The organism is Halorientalis sp. (assembly GCF_028275115.1).
Lineage (GTDB): Archaea > Halobacteriota > Halobacteria > Halobacteriales > Haloarculaceae > Halorientalis.
The window spans coordinates 46339-67666 of sequence record NZ_JAQCNH010000083.1 but is presented as its reverse complement, the minus strand read 5'-3'; the positions used below and the strand labels follow the sequence as shown (position 1 = coordinate 67666).

9 protein-coding genes are annotated in these 21328 nt (G+C 69.3%); 3 read left to right on the top strand and 6 right to left on the bottom strand.

Annotation, left to right across the window (positions count from 1 at the left end; translation table 11 throughout):
• Positions 1-58 precede the first annotated feature (58 nt).
• The 3 genes from Q0964_RS11340 to Q0964_RS11330 all read right to left on the bottom strand — a co-directional run bounded on the left by Q0964_RS11340 (position 59) and on the right by Q0964_RS11330 (position 4162).
• A complete protein-coding gene (locus Q0964_RS11340; protein WP_299267464.1) occupies positions 59-1489 on the bottom strand; it encodes a HEAT repeat domain-containing protein in 1431 nt (476 codons plus the stop codon).
• Positions 1490-1583: 94 nt separating this feature from the next.
• Positions 1584-2003 carry an adaptin protein gene (locus Q0964_RS11335; RefSeq protein WP_299267462.1) on the bottom strand — a complete coding sequence of 140 codons (420 nt, stop codon included), beginning with the start codon at positions 2001-2003 and terminating at the stop codon, positions 1584-1586.
• Positions 2003-4162, bottom strand: coding sequence for a vWA domain-containing protein (locus Q0964_RS11330; RefSeq protein ID WP_299267460.1), 2160 nt, complete (start codon positions 4160-4162; stop codon positions 2003-2005). The genes Q0964_RS11335 and Q0964_RS11330 overlap by 1 nt, the downstream gene beginning before the upstream one ends.
• Positions 4163-4494: 332 nt before the next feature.
• On the opposite strand from Q0964_RS11330, the gene Q0964_RS11325 reads away from it, so the two are divergent.
• Positions 4495-6060 (top strand): ATP-binding protein, encoded by a 1566-nt coding sequence (locus Q0964_RS11325; RefSeq protein WP_299267458.1) that lies wholly within the window; start codon positions 4495-4497, stop codon positions 6058-6060.
• Positions 6061-6186: 126 nt separating this feature from the next.
• Positions 6187-8733 carry a tetratricopeptide repeat protein gene (locus Q0964_RS11320; protein ID WP_299267455.1) on the top strand — a complete coding sequence of 849 codons (2547 nt, stop codon included), beginning with the start codon at positions 6187-6189 and terminating at the stop codon, positions 8731-8733.
• A gap of 7 nt (positions 8734-8740) precedes the next feature.
• On the opposite strand, the gene Q0964_RS11315 is transcribed toward Q0964_RS11320, so the two are convergent.
• The 3 genes from Q0964_RS11315 to Q0964_RS11305 all read right to left on the bottom strand — a co-directional run bounded on the left by Q0964_RS11315 (position 8741) and on the right by Q0964_RS11305 (position 19306).
• Positions 8741-12529, bottom strand: a complete 3789-nt coding sequence (locus Q0964_RS11315; RefSeq protein WP_299267452.1) for a UvrD-helicase domain-containing protein — start codon at positions 12527-12529, stop codon at positions 8741-8743.
• Positions 12529-15951: a PD-(D/E)XK nuclease family protein gene (locus Q0964_RS11310; protein WP_299267450.1), complete on the bottom strand. Its 3423-nt coding sequence runs from the start codon at positions 15949-15951 to the stop codon at positions 12529-12531. Before Q0964_RS11310 ends, Q0964_RS11315 begins: the two co-directional genes overlap by 1 nt.
• 76 nt (positions 15952-16027) lie before the next feature.
• Positions 16028-19306, bottom strand: a complete 3279-nt coding sequence (locus Q0964_RS11305) for a DEAD/DEAH box helicase (protein ID WP_299267448.1) — start codon at positions 19304-19306, stop codon at positions 16028-16030.
• 114 nt (positions 19307-19420) lie between these two features.
• On the opposite strand from Q0964_RS11305, the gene Q0964_RS11300 reads away from it, so the two are divergent.
• Positions 19421-21262, top strand: a complete 1842-nt coding sequence (locus Q0964_RS11300) for a homing endonuclease associated repeat-containing protein (protein WP_299267446.1) — start codon at positions 19421-19423, stop codon at positions 21260-21262.
• Positions 21263-21328: the final 66 nt, after the last annotated feature.

Sequence of the window (21328 nt, the reverse complement as noted above, 5' to 3'; positions counted from 1 at the left end):
GCTCCGTAGGTGTCGTCTCGGTCCGTTCGGTCGCGGTGTGGAACTGGTCGGTGCATGGTTACGAAGCGATGTCCTGGTCGTCGGTGTCGACGGTCTCCTGTGGGTCGAGCGCGAACTCCGCGGCCTCGAACGGGCGGCCGCCGGCGAACAGTGCCAGCGTCGGGGTGCGGGTGCAGAGCCGGAACTCGATGTCCTCGCCTCGTTGGCGGTCCCGACAGTGGACCCGTCGACGCTCGGGGCCGTGGTCCACGTCGGTGACGACGACCTGGGAGGGCCGCCCCTCGACGGTGAACGAGAGGCGGTCAGCGGGCAGGGCGTACAGCAGGGGAAGCAGGTCGTCGGTGACGACGCCGAACCGTTCACACTGAAACGCCATGGTCCCGGACTGGCGGTCGTCGGCGTACTCGGCCGTGGGGCGGCGCGTGTCACCGGTGTCCACGAGGGCCACCTCGTAGCCCTCGTAGGGGTTGTGCAGCGTCAGTTCGATGCCGCCACCGATGGCCTCTATCGACTCGATGCGGCCACGAACCGTCCCGGTCCGGACCGGGAACGCTCGGGGTTCGACCCACAGCCAGTCACCCTCGTCGACCGGGGCGGCGATGCCGTCGAGCGACGTGGCCGACAGCAACTGCTCGGTGGCTGGAGTCGCGTCGTCCGGGCACGTGCCCTCCCGGAGCGCGCGCCGGGCGGCGGTCCGCACGCGCTCCGAGTCGGCCCCTCGCGCGAGGGTTTCGAGCCGGTCGATGGCGGGTTCGGAGCCGAGTGCTCCCAGCGCCATGCAGCCGGCGACGGTCGTCCGTTCGCTGTCCGTTTCGGTGGCCCTGGCCAGCGGCGCGGCCATCCCGGTGGCGAATCCGGGCTGGTGCCGCTCCAAGTGCGCGACCAGCCGGGCGACGTGTTTCAGGACTGGCGGGTGGGTCTCGGCCGTCAGCAGGTCGTCGATCCAGTCGAAGCGGACGGCAGTCGCCCGCGGGTAGGCGAGCGCACGCCGTTCGATCGCCCACGCGAGGCTGTGGCGTGCGTGAGCGGCAGTCTCCGTGGCCACCCCGGCCAGGCCCTGCAGTACGAGCGAGAGGGAGCTCTGTGGCGGCCGCACAGCGTTGGGCCACTCGGCCGCGACCGCCCCGATAGGGAACGCCAGGTTCGTGACCGGCCCGTGCTTCGACCGGACCGGGGCGTAACGGTCCAACGCGGTCTGCAGGTCGTCGACGACGGGTTTCACCAGCGACGGGTCAGCCCGGCCGACACGGTAGAAGACGTAACTGAGCCGCGTCTCGCCGGTTCGGGACGGCTCGTCGAGTCCGTTCGCGAGGGTGTGCAGCCGGTCGGTCGTGAACCGTTTGGGGCCCGCCTTCGCGACTGCGAGCAGTTCCTCGATGGCTTCGACGCGGATTTCAGTCGTCGGGTCGGCTTCGACGATGGCACACAGTTCGTCGAGACGGTCTTCGCTTACCTGTGCTGGGTCGGTGGTGGACGTGGATTCGGTCATGGTTTGGCTCCGCTGGAGCGGGTGGTCGGCTGGCGCGCTGTTCGACTCGGTGACTGAGACGCCGGAGCAGTTCTCCGGTCGCTGACGGGTCGGCTTAGGGCAGCGACGGGTCGACGTCGCCGCGCTCTACTGCGGGCACGAAGTCCCAGGCGTGGTAGTGGTCCCAGCCCTCGACGTCGCTGAGGTCGAGGTCGTCGACGACGATGTGAGCCTCGGCGTCGGGGTGGATGTCGGCGATGAGGCGGAGGCGTTCGCGCCGACTCGGGAACGCCTCGTAGTTGCCGTGGGGGGTCTTCCCGCCGAGCCACTCGTCCCAGTCGTCGGCGTGACGGCCGACGATGTCGACGATCCCCGGGACGGCGGCCTCGTCGGCGAGGTCCTGATTGCCGATGGCGTAGACGACGTGGTCGGTCTCGTGGGCGAGGTGCCGGACCCACTCGATAGGGACGGCCTCGCGGCGGGGATGAGGGTTGACGTCGACGGTGAAGTCCCGGTCGAACGCGAAGACGAGCATCAGTCGCCCACCTCCGTTCCGGGGCCGACCTCCTCCATAGCGTCCTGCAACTGCTGCAGGAGCGTCAGTTCCTGCGAGAGCGTCTCGTCGCCGAGTACCGCCCGTTCCCCGTCGAGGTAGTCCCGGAGCTCACCGAACCGGGTGGCCCAATCGGTCGAGACGACCAGCGGGACAGATTCACGCTCGTGCTTCCCGCGTTGGTCGGGCAGCAGCCAGTCGTCGATGCCATCGCCGCTGGCCCGTTCGTGGACCTCGCGGGCCCAAGCCCGGAGGTCGCGGGCGTACCGCGCGAGTGCGACGGCTTTCCGAACGCCGTCGTGGGCGTAGGTGTCCGGCTCCTCGGGGAGGGTCACGGTTTCGCGCTGGCTGTGGGTAGTGCCGTCGCGTTCGGTCCAGGAGGCCACGAGGTCGATGTCACCGGTCGGCTCACCGTCGAGGCGGACGAGCACGACGCCGCCACGGGCTTCGCCGTCCTTCTTTGCGGAGGGAAACAGCGTTTCGACGCGCATAAGTTGGCCCGTCGCGGCGTCGGCGTTCGGCGACCCACGGACTGTGGCGAGTTCCGTCCCCGGCGCGTCGAGTTCGAGTTCCAACTCGTACACTAGCGGGGTAACCATGTACGAGAACTCCGCGCCGAGGCGGCGCTCGAACTCGGCGGCGGTGTTGACGAAGTAGTGGTTTGCGCCGCGAATCCCCGAAAGCGTCTCCGCGAGGTCGGCGTTGGCGTCTAACCCCATGCCGACGAAGGTCGTATGGATGCCGCGGTCGGCAGCGTCGGCGAACAGGCGGGTAAGCGTCCGTTCGTCGGTCGTACCGGTGTTGGGCATCATGTCGGTCATGAAGACAACGCGGCGTTCCACTTCGCTGGTGGTCTCGCCGTCGGCGAGCATGTCCCAGGCAGCCTCGAAGCCGTCGGCGAGGTTGGTGCCACCTCCGGCGGCCACCTCGCGGATGTGTTGGCGGATGGCTACCATGTTGGTCGAACCGACGTCACGCAGCGGCTTGGCGACGTGGGCACGGTTGTTGTAGAGGACGACGCCGAGACGGTCGTCGTCGTTTAGCTGCTCGGTCAGCGCACAGAGCGCCTCCGTCGCGGCCTCGATTTTCCTCGTCGACCCGGCCTGCCCCTCGCGTTTGCGGCCGTGTTCGTCGTAGTAGTACCGGCCAAAGGAGCTGTCCATCGAGCCGGAGACGTCGAGGACGGCCACGATGTCGAGCCGCGGCCGCTCGAAGTCCACCATCGAGAGCGTCGAGTCCAGACCGACCGAGAGGTGGTACTCGGTCTCGCCGTTGAGCGGGTGCTCGCTGACGGCCGTCGCGTACTGCGGTGCGAACAGCGCGTCGGTAGCGGGCCCCTCCTCCGCCCCGGTCTCGAAGTAGTAATCGTAGAACAGGCCCTCGTCGCTGATGGCCTCGGGCTGTGGGGTGAACCCCTCGGCGACGTTCTCCCGGAAGTTCCCCACGTCCTTGGCGCCGCCGGTGGCCATCCCGACCGTCTCGGTGGCCGACCCTGCAGCATCGACAGAGTCGGCTATCTTGATGTTTTGGGCTCCGTACGGCTGGTGTTCGCGAGCCGGGTCAGCGGCCGCGTCGACGTTCGAGTCGACGGTCGTCTCCTCGCTCCCGAACACCCGGTCGACGAGACCCTCCTCTGACGCCCGGTTCGCGGTGACGCCGCGGTGACAGGCCTCGCAGACGAAATCCGGCAGCGTAGGCGTCTCGGCGTCCCTCATCCGCTGCCAGTCGTCGACGCGGCCCTCGACCGCGCGCTGGCGGACGATCACCGCCTCCTCGTCGACGATGCCGAACGGAGCGGTGATGTCGAGTCGCTCGATGGCCCTGTTCACCCGGTCGTCGACGCCGTCGCCGACCCAACCGGGCCTGAGCGTCCCCCCGCAGTCGGGACAGGACGTGTCGGGGTCGGTGCCGGTCGCCGGCACTGCACCGAGCAGGTCGATGAGTCGGTACTCCGCACCCGCTTTCAGGGTCACGAGCGTGTCGCTGTTCGGCGTCACGACCAACGGGAACCGCTCTCCGTCGGCGTCCTCGACGAGGAGCTGGTGAACGGTCTCCCCCTCCATCTCCATGGTCCGGCCCGATACGGCGGTGACCGTGACGTTCGTTCGCTCGCCGTCTTCGATGTTCGTGTTTGTTGTCATCGTGTCTCTCTCGGTCCCCAGTTCGCCCGGGGAACCAGCGGGCTGTTTTCAACGTAACACACTTCGATTCCGTTCGGACATCGATAAAACACATCCTGATGTACTTTTGATTGGTGGTATCCACTAATTCGTATTCCAGTGTGTTAAATCCTTCGTACGTACGCAAGGCAATGGCACTCAAAATTCGTTAAAGCACATTCTAATGTTTTTGTTGCCTTAGCGGGGGAGAACGGCGGCGTCAGTCGCCGTGCAGGTAGGAAAAACACATCACAGTGCGTTCGAAAAGGCCGAAACAATCATTATGTAGCAGGTCGACGACAGTGTAACGAGTGATGGATATCGAGCCAGACGAGGCGTTGCTTCGGGACCTCCACGAACACAATCCGTGGTGGGAGGTCGGCGTCGACGCCTTCGACCTCCCTGCCCGACAGAAAAGCGATTTCTACCACCTGGCACGTCCGGACGCGACCGGGAGCCAGGTCGAAGAGCAGTTCCTCCTCGCCCTCACCGGCCGCCGGGGCGCGGGCAAAACGACGCTCGTCCACGAGTTCATCCGCCATCGGATCGAGGCGGGCGACCCACCGGAACTGTTCCTCTATCTCCCGTTCGACGCCGACCCGCTGTATCAGCTCCAGTCGGCGGCACAGCTCCGACGTGCAGTGCGCTACTACGAGACCCGCATTCTCGGTCGTATCGACACCGACCGGCCGCAGTTCGTCGTACTCGACGACGTTCACCACGTCGGACACCCGAACAAGCCCTCGACCGACGGCTGGGAACGGCCGGTCGCCGACCTCTACGCCGACGACGCCGACCGGCACGTCCTGGCCACAGCCAGCGCCGACATCCAGATCGAGCGTCCCCTCGCGGACGGCCCGCTCCCGGCGGACGCCTACGACACCCAGCCGACCCTCCCGGAGAAGTTCCGTGACTACGTGTTCGCGTTGCGCCCCGCGCTCGAACGCGACGACCGCCGAGTCAGTCCCACGTCGCTCCGAACCGGCGACGGGAGCATCCCCCGGGCGCTCGAAACTGGCGACGTCGCGCCGCTCGTCGCGGAACTGCGCGGGAAGTACGAACAGATTGCCGACGTGGCCGACTGGCTCCGGTCACAGGTCGTCGAGTACCTCGCGATGGGTGGTATCATCAGCTACGACCAGAACGGCGCCGTCGCCACTACAACCGACCTCCCTGCCGGCGCATACGACCGTCTGCGTGACGACGTGCGCGACGCCCTCTACCAGGAGGTCCCCGGCTTCGAGTCCATCCAGACGCTCGCCGACCTCGAGCGACTCTGTGCCATCGCCGCCCGGAACCGCGGCGCCGACCCCATCCGGTATCAGGACCTCGTCGAACTGCTCGACGTCGACCGCCGGACCATCGCGGACAGCTATCTCCCCGCGCTCGCGGAGCTGTACCTGCTAAACGGGGTCACGGAGTACGACAACAGCCGGCCGCGAGCCGTTCGGCTCTATCTGCAGGATACCGGGCTGGTGACGGCCCTGACCGGCGGTGATGCGGCCGCGGTTCGCAACGATTTCGACCGCGAGGCGGACCTCGCACGCATCGCGGCGTTCGACCACACCATGCGCCTGGCGTACAACGTCGCCGCTCAGCAGGGCCGCTCCTGGGACCCGCCCATCCAGTACTGGCGTGGCCGCGACGGCGAGGTCGACTTCGTGTTCGAGGTCGGTGACACGCCGGTACCGGTCGGCCTCGGCTACCGACCCAGTCGGGCCGGCGACCGACGCGAGGCGGTCCGCGAGTTCGTAGACGAGTACGAGACGCCGCTCGGGTTCCTGCTCGTCGGCGAGACAGGCCGTGGCGACGAGCCGGTCACGGTCGTCGACGACGGTATCCTGCGCCTGCCCTACTGGCTGTACCTACTCGTGTGTTGAGAGCGGCTGCCTCGTGACGCCGCTCTACCGGCCAAGCGTCTGGAACTGCCGTCGAGTCCGTGAACCCGCGGCGGCCGACGGCGGCAGACATAATCCCTTAGACGGTCCGGCCCGGTTGTTGTCTTGATGCCGAACGACGGGGACTCCGCCGCAGGGGACTCGACGACTCGCTGCCGCGCGGACGGCGGTCACGAGAGCCAGCACGGGGGCGGCGACGCAAACTCCAGCGAGGCCGTGTTTCGCGACGCGCTCGCGGTCTGTCACCAGCTCGTGCTGACGCCGTCCATGGCGGTGCTGACGGGGCTCGCACGGTCCGTGTTCCGGTGGGACGGAACGCGTGAGGAGGCCGCCGCGGCCGTGGACCGTCTGGCCGACGACGGCTGGCTCGACCGCGAGCCGACGCCGCAGGCGGCGACCGACGCCGTCGTCCTTGCGACCGACGGGCCCTGTATTGTCCCGGAGCCCGACGCAGTCGGGACGCTCGGGGACACCGTGACACCGAACGCCGCTGCGGTCAAGGGGTGGATGGAGCGGGGGCTCCCGGACGCGCTTCCGGATGGGACGACGACGGTCACCGTCGACGAGCGGTGGGCGTGGCGCGTCACGCTTCCATACGAGGTCGCCGTCCGCCTGCGATACGTCGAGCACGTGGCCGGTGGCCCGCCGCCGACACGGCGGTCGCCCACGACCGACGCCGCCGAGCGGGAGGGCCGGACGGCTCCCCTCGTCGCGCCCGCCGAGGAGCGTATCACGACGTACGCCCGGCGGTGGGACGACGACCCGGTCGGGCCGCGCCTGGACGACCTGTTCGACTGGGTTCGCGAACCAGGCGCTGCCGACCACGTGTTGCGGACGCTCTACGCGCGGTACCTGCTGGCAGAGGGGCGTCTCGACGACGCCGCCGCGGAACTGGACGCCGTCATCGAGTCGGCGGCGTCGCCCCACCCGGTCGCCCGGGGGTATCGCTCCGTCGTCGCACTCGCCCACGGGCACGGGAGCGAGGCCCTCGAGCAGGGCCGGCCGCTGCTGACCGCCACCGACGGGCTGTTCGGGCGAACCGATGACCAGGAGTGGGGTCTCGACCCCGACCTGCTCGTCGAGTACGCACACCGCCTGCTCGAACTCGGTGAACCCGCCACGGCCCTGGACACCCTCCGGTCGGTCGCGACCGCCGACACGCCGCAGTCGCTGACGGCCATCGACTACGCCGTCTGGGGACGGGCACTGGCCGCGACCGACCACCCGGACGAGGCGGCAGCGAAGTTCGAGACGGCACTGGACCGCGACAGCGACTGCGTCGAGGCGCTCGTCGGCCGCGGCCGCCTGCGTGCCGGCCGGGACGACCACGAGGCGGCACTCGCGGCCCTGAAACGGGCCGTCGAACTCGCGCCCGGCCACGTCGAAGCGGCCGTCGAACTCGCGGCCTTGTACCGCAGGGCCGACCGCTGGGACGACGTGCGAGCGACGCTCGAGGCGGCACTGGACGAGCGCCCCGAGGCACCGGTCCTCTGGTTGCGACAGGCCGGCCTGGAGCGCCACGACGCTAACCCCAGCGCCGCGGCGGACGCCTACGAGCGTGCGATCGACCACCTCCCGGCCGAGGAACGCCCCCGGGTCAGACAGGAGTACGTGAACTTCATTTACACCGGGCTCGTCGACGAGGACCCGCCCACGGAGGGCGTCGACCAGCCGATCCGTCGGTACCCTACACCGCAGCGCGAGCGGGCCAGACCACACCTCGAAGCCGAGTACGACCGGCTTCGCCCGGTCGTCGCCGACGCAGGCCTGAGCGGAGACGAGGACGACTTGTCGGCGTTCGTCGACACCGCGGAGCGGTTAGTGCGTATCGAGACCGCGACCGACCACCCCGAGACGGGCCGCGACCGGGCCGAGGACGCCCTCGCGGCCCTGCCACGCCGCCGTCCGGAACGCGGCGTCGTCGCGTACACTCCGCTGGAGGCCGACGTGCTTCCCAAACGACTCGGGGCCGACATCTGGACGCGCCAGGCGTGTGCCTATATGCTGCTCATCAACCGGGAGTACGAGGCCGCCGCTCGCGTTATCGAACCGCTCTGGGAACAACGCGCGGACGTCGCTGCCGACAACTCACACTACGCGAACTTCCTGAACTGCATCCGGTTGTACGCCGGCTGTGTAACGCTGGGGCACGCCGAGGGCGATGCGATGGCGGTCGCGCGCTGGGTCCGAGCGGCGGGCGATAAGCCGAGCCTCACCCGTCTGGTCACCAAGCACCTGTTCGACGACCCGGTCGAGGACACGCCGTTCGTCCTCTACTACAACGCCGATGTCCACCCGAGAGCGGTCGCCCGCGTCCCGACGGAGGCGACCGCGACCGAACACGACCTGTCGGACCTGCATTTCCTCGCGACAGCCGTCGTGTTCGAGGAACTCTATCGGGCGACAGCGGACTCCCCGTTCGACCCCGAGACGGCCGAGCTGCTCGACCGGCGCCCGGCACCCGGCGACGACCCGGCCCTGTACGAACTCGATGGGATCGGGCCACAGACCGACCTCGACCTGCGGCGGGCCGGCGTCCAGACCAAAGCGGACCTCAGGCGGGTCGATGCCGACGGCCTGACACACGTCGACGGCATCGGGTCCGCGACCGCCGAGAAGATACTCGGGAGCCTGGACGCGGCCGAGCCCTCGTGAGTCCCCGTCACTTCGCGGCGTCGAGCGACGACCGGATCGCCGAATCGAGGCGCTCGGCCTCGAAGTCGAGTTCGTCGGCGGCCCACTCCGTTGCCCACGTCTCGTCCGCGTCGGTGAACAACAGTGTCGCCCGCACGTCCCGGTCGGGGTCGCTCTGGTGGAGGCCGACGGCGTAGGCCCGCAACTGCCAGTTGTAACTGCTGGCTTTCGCCGGAATCTCGTCTGGGTCGTCGACGACGTTCGTCTTGAAGTCGACGATGTGATACGTGTCGGGCGTCACCGCGAGGTGGTCGATGTCGCCGTACACCTCGCCACCGTCGAGGCGCGCCCTGACCGGTCGTTCCGCGGCCGTCGTACCGTCGAGACCGGCGAGAAACTCCCGAGCGACGCGCCGGTGACGGCGCAGTTCAGCCACGTCGTCGGCGCTCACGCGGTCCGGTGCCACGTCGTGGCCCCTCGCGAACTGCGCCAGGAGGGTCCGGAGCCGCTCGGTGTCTCCCGCGTCGATGCTCAGTTCCGTCGCCTTGTGCAGAGCGTCGCCGAACACGTTCCGCGGGAGCCACGCCGGCTCCGCGCTCTCGTCCATCGTTGACGCCGCTGTCGTGTCGTCGTCCTCTGCTCCCGGTTCCTCGCCGGCGGGTTCGTCGGGCGGGGCGTAGGAGACGTACCGTCCGGTGTGGTCGGTGTACACCTCACCGGGCGCGCCGTCTGCGACCAGCGACCCGACGTACGACGCGGCCACGCTGTACTCCGTCGCCGGCTCCCACCCGTCGCCCGCTTCGGAGAGAGCAGGCGGCTCGGTTTCGCTCCCGGTCGTGAGCGGCCTCGCCGTCCGGGGGGCCCGGACGGTGACTGGCGTCCCGGACGGACCGGTGACCGTCGCCCTCCCGTCAGCCGCGAAGGCGTCGACCGTCTCCTCGTCGAAGAGCGCGGGGCCGACGAAATCGAGCCAGCTGGAGGGGTCCTCGGCGTCGTCCTGCTCGACGCTCACCGGGTTACCGTCGTCGTCGGCGGACGTGACGCCGACGAGGAAGAGGTGGTCGCGTGCCCGTGTCATGGCGACGTAGAGGATGCGTTTCTCCTCGGCGACGGCCTCACGCTCGCGAGCGAACGTCAGCCGGCGTTTCAGTACCGTGTCCGCGCGGTCGAATGCCTCCCCGACGCTGGGGCCGTCGATGCCTAGCAACGGCGTTCGCTCGCCGTCCGCACCGTCCGCGAGTTGCTCGAACTCGGCGGCGCCGTCCCCGTAGCCGGACCGGAGCGTGAACGACTGGGCGAGCCCTGGAACGAACACGACGGGGAACTCCAGCCCTTTTGCGTCGTGGACGGTCAGCAGCCGGACACCGTCGGCCTCTGCGGGCACCTCGGCGTCGCCCTCGCGAGCGGACAGCTCTGCTGCACGCTCGATCCGGTCGACTAGCGCCGAGAGCGTCTGCACGCCGTCCTCGTTCCACTCCCGGAGCCGGTCGCGGAACTTCTCGACGTTGGCGACCGCCTGCCGGCCTCGCTCGTCGACGGCGAGACTCGCGAGATAGCCCGTCTCGTCGACGATTCGACCGAGTAACGCGTCCCAGGTCTCGACGACGGCGTCCCCGCCGTCGATACCCGCGAGCCGTCGCCACCGCTCGACCGACGCCCTGGCTGCGGCGAGCCCCTCGTCGTCGGTCCGGCCGAGCGCCCGCCACAGCGCCCCGTCGCCGACCTCGCTGGTGTCGAGAGCTGCCCAGCAGCCGACGACCGTCGGGTCGTCGAACCCGAACAGCGGCGACCGCAGGACGCCGAACAGCGCCAGGTCCGCGGTCGGATCCAGCAGGACCCGAAAGAGGTTGCGGAGAGCGACTACTTCGGTCCGGTCGTAGAACCCGATACCCGACGCGACGGTGTAGGGCACCTCGTACTTCGAGAGGGCGCGCTCGTACTCGTCGAGGTCGTTGCGGTTCCGGAGCAGGACTGCGACGTCGGCGGGCTCGACCGCCGTCGCCTCCTCGACTGGCACCGCGTCCTCGAAGCCGACCGTCTCGTACCGCTCCGTCTCCCCGTCGAGCAGTGCCGCGACCTCGGCGGCCAGCGTCTCCGCCCCGAGGATACTCCGTGTCTCGGGCGTCTCCGAGAGCCGATTGGGGCCGTCGAACAGGCGGCTCCTGGCTGCCTTCTCCTCGGGCACGAACACGCCCGTCACGCCAGTACTGACGTCGGCCCCGTCGGTCCGGTTCGCCGCGAGGGACTGTGCGACCGGCTCGAAACTCGTGTCCGCCGTCACGCCCGTCGGCACGTCCCGGTACTCGGCGGGTACCGCGCCGAAGAGGTGCTCGAACAGGTCGTTGATCGGGTCGAGGACCGCCGGGAGCGACCGGAAGTTCCGGGCTAGACTGCCGTCACCGCCGGTCTCGCGGTCGCGGTCGGGGTCGGCCGGCGGGCGGTCGACGTTGGCGGCCGACAGCCGCTCGCGTTCGCGCCGGAACTGTGCCACGTCGGCTCCCCGGAACCGGAAGATGCTCTGTTTCTCGTCGCCGACGACGAACACGTTCTGCCCGTCGTAGTCGTTCTCGGCGGAGGTCAACAACCGCACGAGCCGCCACTGGCGCGGGTCCGTGTCCTGCACCTCGTCGAGCATCACGTAGTCAAACGAGTCACGCACCTGCGCCCGGACCGCGGGCGTGGTGGACAGTAGCGTGACGGCCCCGTCGATGAGGTCATCGAAGTCGAGGACTGCCTCCCGGCGTTTCCGCGCCTGATATCGCTCGTGGAGGTCCCGGTAGAGTGCCGCCAGCGCCGTGTACGCCCGTGCGGCGTTCCGGTCGACGCCGAGCCGGTCGGCGGTCGCCCACGCCTCGACGGGCATCGCCTCGGCGACGACGTCCGTCGCAGTCTCGTACCGGTCGGCGTTCGCCGCCGTCCAGTCGTCGTGGCCGGTGTACGACCAGACGTCGAACCCGCCACGGTAGGCGGTCCCGTCACTGGTCAGCGCCTCACACAGCGCCGCGACGGCGTCGTGCACCTCGATGTCGTCCATCTCGTCCGGGGCGAACTCGTGTGTCGCCGCCACCTCGGCGACGTTCTGCGCGATGGTGATTCGCTCGCGGCCTGCGGATTCGGCCGCGGCCACCCGTTCGATGTCCGCGACGGCCGCCGCGACGCCCTCGGCGTCCAGACAGCGCCGTGCCTCGTCGACGTCGACCGTCGCGTACTCCGAGCGGACGTACGAGAGATACTCGGCGGGCGACCGGTCGGCCCAGGCGTCGGCCCACTCCCGCGCCCGGTGGTGGTCGGCCAGCAGGTCCCCGAGCAGTTCTTCGAGCCGCTCACGGCCGTAGACGACCGTCACCGCGTCGAGTCGCTCGTCGTCGAGGTGTGCCTCGACGAACGACTCGACGACCTCTCGCTGGTAGCCGCGGGCGGCGGTCTCCTCGATGACGTCGAAGCCGACCGGGACGTCGGCCCGGAGCGCGTGCTCGCGCAGGAGCCGCGCACAGAACCCGTGGATGGTGTGGATGTACGACTCCGGGAGCGCCTCGTGGTAGGTCTGCCACTCGCGGCGAGACTCGCCGTCGGTCGTTCGCAACCGGTCGCGGACTCCCTCTCTGACGCGCTCTCTGAGTTCCCGGGCGCCGCTCTCGGTGAAGGTGATGGCCGCGACCGACGCCGGTGTGGCATCGGTCTCCCGGAGCAGCGTCATGTACCGGGAGGTGAAGGTGGTCGTCTTCCCGCTTCCGGCGCCGGCCGTCACCGCGTAGTTGCGGTCGTGGGCCTCGACGGCGCGCCGCTGCGCGGCCTCGAGGTGCTCGAACGAGACCATCAGTCCTCCGCCTCCTGGCCCGCCGCACCGTCGTCCATCCGGTACTCACTGAGGTCCAGGTCGTCGTCGGTCGCCCGCTCGGAGACGTAGTGCTCGCTCCAGTCGAGCCGGCTGATCGTGTCCCGGCGGTGGTGGTGACGCACGTCACAGACCGCCCGGAACGAGCAGTGGTCGCAGCCGGCCTGTGACGCGGGCAGCAGCGTCGGCTCGAACGCCCCTCCCTCGACCGCGGTCGCAATCTGCCCGAGCCGGACCGGTGTGACCGCCCGAACGAACGACCGGAACCCCGACCGCTCCTCGAACGGCAACAGCCACGGCGCCGACACCGCCGGGAGCAGTGCTCCGTCCTCGACGTCCGCCCTGGCGGCAACCAGCCCGCTCCTCGGGTCGATATCCGCCGGGTCGCCGAGCGCGTAGTATGACCCGCCCACCACCTCGTGGGCCACGCCAGTTCCGTCCGACAACGCCGTTTCGAGCGCCAGCCCGTACAGTGGCAACTGCAGTTTCGTACCCCGCACCACGTCGCGCCGTCCCGGTGCCCGCCCGGTCTTGTAGTCACGGACGTGGAACTCGCGGGGCGTGCCCGTCCCGGTCGCGACGTCCACGCGGTCGGCGACGCCGTGGAGCGGGACCGGACCGGCGGGCGTGTCGATCTCGACCGGGTCCGCCGAGAGCAGTTCGACGTCGTCGAAGTCGAGCCCCATCGACCCCTCGAGGTAGGTGGGCTGTGTCCCGACACCGGGCTGGTCCTCGTACTCCGCATCGAGGATGCTCGCGAACAGCCCGGTGGACGCCTGGCCGCCGAACTCGTGGTAGGGATTCGCGTCGGGGTCGCCGAGCCCGCCGAGCAACTGCCCGACTTCCCGGCCGGCGAACGGCGTGTCCGCGGCGCCGAGTTCGTCGAGTCGGTCGAGCGCGACGTCGAGCAGGAGCGCCTCGGCGCGTTGGCGGTCGACGGTCTCGATCCTGACGGGCGTGTCGGCGGCCTCTCGCAGGCGCCGGTAGAACACGGCCAGGACGTCGTGGACGTAGGTGCCGCGGTCGGCGTAGGAGACCCCGTTCGCGCTCCCGTAGTCCTCCTCGAACCCCAGGATTCGCTTTGACATGAAAAGAAACGGACAGCGGGCGTACTCCTCGACAGCGCTGGGGCTGTACGGCTCGCGACGGTCGGCCGGAAAGACCTCGTCGATGATCTCCCCGATCTGTGCGTCGTGTGGCGTCAGGTCGGGCTGGGAGCGACGCCACGCACACCGGGCACCCTGGACCGCGAACTGCCGTCCGGACGCGGGGAACCAGTCGGCGGCGGCGAGCGGCGCCGTCGCCCGGTCGGCGGTGTCGAACGCTTCGCCGCGAGCCCACGCCGCGTAGGTCCGCTGACAGTCTTCTGCCGTCCTGTCGGGCGGTGTCGGAGTCGGCTCCCTGTCCGCCGAGACGTACCGCTCGAGTTCGGAGAGCACCGGCGCAGGCACGTGGTCGGTCCCGTCGACGGTGTGTCGTGGCCGCGAGAGGGTCACGTGGTCCGAGCCAGTCAGAAGCGTCCCGAGAACGTACCGGGCTCGGCGCCCAGTGTGGGCGCGGCCGAACTCCTCGTCGGCCTCGTTCACAGCGGCGAAAAACCGCATCCGGTCGGACTCCTCCGGGAACGAATCCATGGTTAGCCCGAGGACGAACAGATGGTCATACGCGGTCGTAGCGGCCTCCGCGAGCGGGCGGACGTCGACGTACCCGGGCCGTCGACGGGGGCCACCCACCAGTTCGGCGAGCAGTGCCTGCCGGACCCGCGCCACCGGGTCCACGGTCGACAGATGCTGGCTGACGCCATCGAACGACGACAGAATGCGTTCGACCGCCCGGAGTGCCGAGCGCTCGTAGGCCGGTCGGTGTGAGCCAGTCGCGTCGTCGTCCCCGTACTGCTCGACGGTTTCGGGGACGGACAGGAGGTCGAGCGCCCCCGTCAGGGTGTCCGTCACCGCCGTGACCGAGTCTGCCGTCGGTTCGAGATGGTTTAGTAGGTCCGTAATCCCGGCCGCGACGGCCGGTTCGTCCATCTCGTTGAGGGTCTCTACGAGTGCGTCGACCGACGCTCGTTCGGTTGCCGCGACCGCCCGGCGGACGGTCGCGGGCTCGATAGCTGTGTCGTCGAACGAGACGAGGCCGTTCGTACAGAGGTCACCGAGCAGCGACGGGGTCGGTTCGTCGACGAGGGCCAGGAGCGTCCCTGCGGTCGCGCCGACGACCGTCCCCTCGATCCCGACCTCGTTGTGAAACGTGAACGGGACGTCGTACCCCGACAGCACCTCGGCGAGCGGGCCACGGTAACTGGCCCGGTCCGTCACAACGACCCCGATGTCCGCCGGCGCGACCCCGGCGGCTAGGCGGGAACGCACCTGCCGAGCGACCAACCGGACCTCCGCTCGCTCGGTACTCGCCGTCGTGATCGAAAGTCCGAGTTCTGCGGGCGAGGGCAGGTCCTCAGCCGGTTGCTCGGGTGCGTACATCGCCCGGGCGACGCTCAGCCGTCGGTCGTTCGTCGTCTCTGGTGTCCGATACTCCAGCTCGAAGTCCAGTGCGTCGTAGAGCTCGAAGGTGGACTCGACGCCGGCGTCGAGTCCCGTCGCGTCCAGTGACGGATGCGTCGCCGCGACGGCACCGAGTGTGGGATTGGCCTCCGCGAGTCGGGCGACGGCTTCACGCTCGGCCGGGGCGAGCCGCGTCAGCCCGTGAAGCACGACCACGTCGACCGCGTCGGGCACCGCCGCCAGAAGCGCGTCGTTCCGCAGCAGGTGGAGGTACTGCTCGGCGACAGTCCCGGTGTCGGGGTAGAGGTTCGCCGCGAGCGTCCTGTACGCGTCGTAGACATCCGAGACGACGGTCGCCTGTTCGTCGAGCGGGCTCTCGGCCCGCGTCGGAAGAACCGACTGGAAGGAGCCATAGAGTGCGTCGGAGACGAGGTCGTCGCTGCCGTCGGTGCCCGCCGTCCGGAGGGCGTGTGCGATGGCGTCGGGCGTGTCGTAGCCGGCGTACTCGAGCAGGGAGAACAGGCCGCGCATCTGATCGACGAGCGCGTTCGCCGGCTGCTCGATGCCGACGAACGGCCCGTTGCTCGCCCGGTCGCCGTGGATTTCGAGCGCCGCCTCGACCAGTCGCGAGCGTGCCGCACGCGAGAGCGTCGCCGTCGCCAATCGGCCAGTCGCCCGCTCGAAACAATCGGACACGAAGTCGTCGAGGGTGGCACACCTGAAGCGGAGCGGGTCGTACTCGTCGCGCCACTGCCGTCCGAGCCGCTCAGTGTCCTCCCGCGATTCCGTCAGGCAGAGCACGCTGTCCGGCTCCGCCCCCGCGAGTTCGGTCGCCCGTGTGAACGCCCGGCGTGTGACCGCGTCCCCGGAGGGGCCGGCCAGAAGCGTACGAGTCCCGTTCACCGTTGTTCCGTGAGTGGGTACAGGAACATGAATGTATGGCCGACGCGCTCGGTGCCACCGGCCGCGTCGCTTCGTCTCACTGCCCGTCGCCACCTCGAAGTGCCGCCGCGACGGCGTCGCCCACGAAGGCACTCGCAGCGTCGTCGTCGTCGAACCGTGCCGAAAGCGCTGCCGCGACGGCGCCGTCGAGTTCGACTGCGGTGGTAGCGTTGCCGGCCAGGGCCCGCTGGAGCGCGACGTCGACCGCGTGCCCGACGGTTGCGCCGGGCGTCTCGTCCACGAGCGCGCCGAGTAACCGCTCGTGGTGGTCGGAGAGTTCGACGTCCAGGACCTCGCGTGGCTGGTCGTCGGCCCGGTCGGCGAGCTGCACGTCGTCGTCGACGGCCGTCTTCAGGAGCGCCGCGACCGCGTCCGTCACGACGTCCGCGAGCGGCTCGTCCCTGGCTTCGGCGGCGGTGAGCAGGAGACTATTGACGGTGACGGCCGGCTGCCCGGCGGTGGCGTCAGTCTCGGTCGCTGCCTCGGCCCCTGTGGCGGCCGAGCCACCGTCGTCTGCCGTCTCGTCGGTGGTGGCCGGGTCGGCGGCCGACCTGTCGTCTTCGGGCTGGGGCTCGTCGACGATTCCATCGACAGTCAGGTACCGACCGTCCGGGAGCGGGAGGGCGTAAGGCTCGCCGTCCTCGACGGGCAGGAAGATCGGGTCGGCTTCGGCGTAGGAAACGCCGATCTCGGCGACGACCTCCCGGGGGAGCATCACGGCCTCGCCGTCCGGCGGCTCGGGCCACTCGCTCCGGTACTGCGGGAGCGACCCCGGTTCGCCGCTCCCGTCGCGGTTGTCACACCGCTCGCGCCAGTTCCGGTACGCGTTCAGCCAGTATCTCAACTCGGCGTGTAACTCCGTGTCGGATAGTCGTTCGTCGTCCACGGCGACACGATACCCGTCGTCGGCCTCCTCGATGTCCACCTCGGCGTCGTACAGGTTCGTCGCGACCGCTTTGCACGCGCGGTATGGGCTCAGCGTCAGGCGGTACTGCTCGTACGCGTCGTTGCGTTCGGGATACAGTCGCTCGTCGTCGGCGTCCGCGGCCGCCCCGGCGCTCGTCCAGTCCGTCAGCGCCGGTGTCGTGCGTGGTTCGTCCGCGTCGTGGGCCACCTGCGTATCGTAGATGTGGGCCTGCAACGACCGGAGGTGTTCGTGTGCCGCCTCTGTGTCGACCAGCAGGCGTTCGTCCTCGACCCGTTCGAGCAGTTCAACGCCGCCGTCCTCAAGATCGGCGAGTACTGTGTCGGTCTCCGGGTGGGCGCGAAACAGCGGCGCCTCACGGAATGTCTTCCCGAGGGCACGGAACGAGGCCGCCCGCTCGAGCAGTTTGGCACCGTCGTCGACGAAATCGATCGCGTCGGGCTCGGTCGGCTGTGCGATGAGGTGGTGGAACTCGGCCGTCTTCTCGCCGGAGGGGTTCCGCAGGATACGGCCGATCCGCTGGACGAGCGAGGCGTTCACGCCGCCACGAGAGACGTTCACCGCGACCTCGGCGTCTGGCATGTCTACTCCGGTTCCGAGGAGGTCCCCCGGACCGATGATGACACCGTGGTCGGCCGCGTTGAACCGCTCGACGGTCCCGAGGCGGTCCGCGTCGCTGTCGTCGAACACGAACAGGTCCGCTTCGGCCATACCGTGGCGTGAGACCAGTCGGTCACCCAAACGTCGTGCACCCTTGTAGGAACGGACCAGTACGACGGTCTTCTCTGCCGGTGCGTGCTCGGCGACGAGGTCGGCGATCGCGTCGTCGTCCGGGGTAGTGTTCCAGCGGAGGGGTTTCCGGGCGAGCAACGCCGAGGCGAACGCGTCGAACGCGCTGGAGCGGCTCCGCAGGTCCCCGCCGTCGTTCGACTGGACGAGCGACCGGAGGTCGTCGTAATCGACGACGTCCGCGGGGAGTGTGTCGGCGTCGACACCCAGCGCGTCGGCGTCGAGACGGCCGGTCGCGGCGTCGTAGCCGGCGGTGGTGATGCGGGTCTGACTGGCGACGCGGTCGACCCGGTCACCGGTCGCCGGGAGGTAGCGGACCGTCCAGGAGAAGTCCGCGATGACGCCATCCTGGCGGGCCTGTGCCACGTCGTACCGATAACAGCGGGGCAGAACGTCGTCGAGGGCGTCCTTGGCGTCCGGGTCCCCCACCCAGCCGTCGTCGATGGAGCCGGACATGGCCAGGACCGCGTTCGCGCCGTCGGTCAGTGACTCGAACAGGTCGCCCCAGCCGCGCCCGCCGCGTTTCGACCGCGTGTACCGGTGCGCCTCGTCCAGGACGACGAGGTCGTAGTCGTCGAACCAAGTCACGTCCAACAGCCCCTGAGCCGTCCGGAACTCGACCGTCCCCCAGGAGAGCTCGATGGTTCGCTCGTCGTCGCCCGTGGGTCGAGTCCGTGTCGTGGGGATGTCGAGGTGCTCGTCGAACTGGGTGCGCCACTGGTCGAGGATGAGGTCGGTCCCGGCGACGATGAGCACCCGTGGGTCGGACGGGACGTCCGGTGTCGAGTCCGCCCCCTCGGTTGGCACGTCGAGCGCCGCCCGGTCGGTCGGGTGGAGGGTGTCGTACCGGAGCGACAGCGCCGCGAGCCCGAGGACGGTCTTGCCGGTCGCAGTCGCCATGTCGACGTAGCCGAACTGGCCGTTGTCCTGCCACCGTGCGAGCGCCTCCCGCTGGTGGGTCCACAGCGGCGTCGTCATCCGGGGTGCGTCGAGCTGCTCGACAAGGTCGGCCCGGCTCGCCCGCGACCCCGGCAGCCGGTCGATGAGCGCCTGGGCGTAGGCGTCGACACGTGGGTCGGAGAACAGCCGTGCCGTGAGTTCTCCGACGGAGTCGGTCCCCCGGAGCGAGCGAAGCCCAGCCCCCGCTTCGCCGCCGGTTTTGACGGACTCCTCGATCGCCGCCGCGGCGGTCTTCTCGGTGATCGCTTCCAGCGCCCGGTCGATGTCCATCGCGCCGTCGTCGGTTCCGAGCGTGTGCCGGAGCGCGTTGAGTTGATAGGCGAGGTCGCCGATCGTCGCCGGGTCGTAGTCTGCGAGCGTCCCGGCCAGCCCCGAATCCTCGCCGGCGATCGCCTGGAGGCCATCGACGTAGAACTCGCCGGTCGCCTCTTTGAAGTTCCAACTGCTGATTGTTCCGCCGATGTCACGGTGGTCGTCGGTCTGCCCGACGGCGATTCCGCGACAGAGGTCGAGCGCGGCCCGGTCGACCTGCGCCGGATACTGCGTCGGCTCTATCCCGTCACGGTCGAGACGGTCGTTCTCGAACTGTGCCGCCGGTGTGGTGTCGTCGGTTTTCGCCTGAAGCGGATCGTTTCCCGGCATTCGTACTTCCCACTGACGTGTGAACTGTATTTGACAACGTAACGCACGATAATAACTTTCCCCATCCCGTCGTTGAGGGAAACTGATACATTCCGACGGTCGTTGTACACGCCCATGAGCGATTTCGAACGGGCGACACTCGTCGACGACCTCCGGGCAGTCGCGGCAGGGGTGGCGGGTAGCCCATCGATCGAGACGGTGACGGCGGAGTGTTCGGCTGGAGTCCGGGAGTACGTGGACACGTTCGGGAGTTGGTACGAGGCGCTGGCAGCGGCCGACGCGGCTGAGGGACTGTCCCCGCCCAACACAGACCGGGCGGATTTGCTCGCCGACCTCCACAGACTGGCTGCGGACGGGGACACGGTGACGAAAAACAGAATCGCCGAGGAAGGGGAGTACCGGCCCGCGGCGTACGAACGGCTGTTTGGCTCGCTGGTGATCGCGCTGGAACAAGCGGGCGTCGAACCGACCACGCGGCAGTACAATTTCGCCGGCGTCGAACCGCCGCCGGAGCGTGCGGCCACGAAGAACATCCGCCACCTCCGTGAACACGGCCCGACACCGAGTTCGGAGATGCCGCTCGGGAGCGACGCGAGCGACCGCCAGCACGGGATGTGGAAGTTCGTGATCAGGGCCGGGCGGTCGAGCGCCGACGCCGGCGGTGGCCGCCCCGAACCGGTCTACTACCTCGACGCGGACCACGACCCCGAGACGGTCATGCGGGCGTTCTTCGAGGCCAACGAGCGGTTGCTCGAATCCAAGACGTACCACGGCCTCATCCAGGGCGTGGGCGACCACAACGCGGACTGGGTCGACATCGCGAAGGAGTTTCTCCCGGACCTCGTCGAAGCGGCGAGTAACCACGACTCGGGTGACCCGGGCGTGCTGTACGTGGTCCCGGACGGGGGGACGACCCGCGACGCGGCGGCGTCGACGGTCACACAGCAGACCGACGACGCGGGAGTCATCAGCGACGTCGACGTTTCGGAAGGATACGTCTGGGGGCTCCCGGACGACCAGCAGGCGGCGTGGAAGCAGGTCGATCCTGGAGATCTCGTCTTCGTTCGCCTCGATGAGACCCTCTACGGGTTCGAGGTGACCGAGTGCGCCCGAGACTGGAACGCGACGACCGATATCTGGGCGCGGTACGAGGACGGCGTCAAAGTCGCGGGGCCCGACAGACCCTGGCCGCACCTCCTCGTCGGGACGACCGGCGGGGTCTTCGGAACCGCTCCCGACGAGTTCGAGACCGCGGTGTCGGCCACGCTCGACGACGGGCCCATTACGTATCTGGAACCGGACGCCGTCTCGTCGGTTCTGGACGCCGGTGACCGCTGGCGTCCGGTCGAGACACCGGTCGACGCGACCGCGGCCCAGGCCGCGGCAACCGAACACGACGAGACGGATGCCGACAGTTCGGGCGAGGCGGACGATGTACCCGACGTCGGCGCGTCGGCGACACACACCACGAAGACGGAAGCCGACGGCGGTTCCGCAACCGAGCGCGACCGAACGGCCGAGGCGCCCGCCGAGACCCTCAGCATCAACGCGACCGTCGCCACCTTCGCGACCCAGGAGGGCGACTCGTTCGTCGACGAGGCGGTTTCCGCGCACCTGAAACGCTCCGTCGACGGTATTGAGCCGACGACGACGGCTGTAACGGCCGACGAGACGGCGCCGATCGCGGTCGACTTCGGGTCGAACGAGCCGCTGGTCAAGGCGCTGTGTGGCCCGAATGGAACCTACGAGTCGCCGGCCGCGTTCCTCGAGGATGCACTCCGCGTGGCCCTCGACCTCCCCGACGAGGACAGAGAGGTCACCCTCACACTCGACGGCGCGACCGCGGCGCTGCTCGAGACACGGGCAGCGGCACAGGATACCGACCTCACGGGGCTGCTCACGGAGCGAGCCCGCGCGCTCGCGGCCGAGTCCTCACCCCATGTGACCGACGAGTGAGCCCGCGCCGCACGACCGGCACGGCAGCGTGAACACCGCATCGTCAGGACGGAGGAAGGCGGCGTT

What these genes read in the sequence shown, in the direction of transcription:
- Q0964_RS11300 (WP_299267446.1), top strand. Translation starts at nt 19,421, where the DNA reads ATGAGCGATTTCGAACGGGCGACACTCGTCGACGACCTCCGGGCAGTC.
- Q0964_RS11325 (WP_299267458.1), top strand. Translation starts at nt 4,495, where the DNA reads ATGGATATCGAGCCAGACGAGGCGTTGCTTCGGGACCTCCACGAACAC.
- Q0964_RS11315 (WP_299267452.1), bottom strand. Translation starts at nt 12,529, where the DNA reads ATGGTCTCGTTCGAGCACCTCGAGGCCGCGCAGCGGCGCGCCGTCGAG.
- Q0964_RS11340 (WP_299267464.1), bottom strand. Translation starts at nt 1,489, where the DNA reads ATGACCGAATCCACGTCCACCACCGACCCAGCACAGGTAAGCGAAGAC.
- Q0964_RS11305 (WP_299267448.1), bottom strand. Translation starts at nt 19,306, where the DNA reads ATGCCGGGAAACGATCCGCTTCAGGCGAAAACCGACGACACCACACCG.
- Q0964_RS11320 (WP_299267455.1), top strand. Translation starts at nt 6,187, where the DNA reads ATGCCGAACGACGGGGACTCCGCCGCAGGGGACTCGACGACTCGCTGC.
- Q0964_RS11330 (WP_299267460.1), bottom strand. Translation starts at nt 4,162, where the DNA reads ATGACAACAAACACGAACATCGAAGACGGCGAGCGAACGAACGTCACG.
- Q0964_RS11335 (WP_299267462.1), bottom strand. Translation starts at nt 2,003, where the DNA reads ATGCTCGTCTTCGCGTTCGACCGGGACTTCACCGTCGACGTCAACCCT.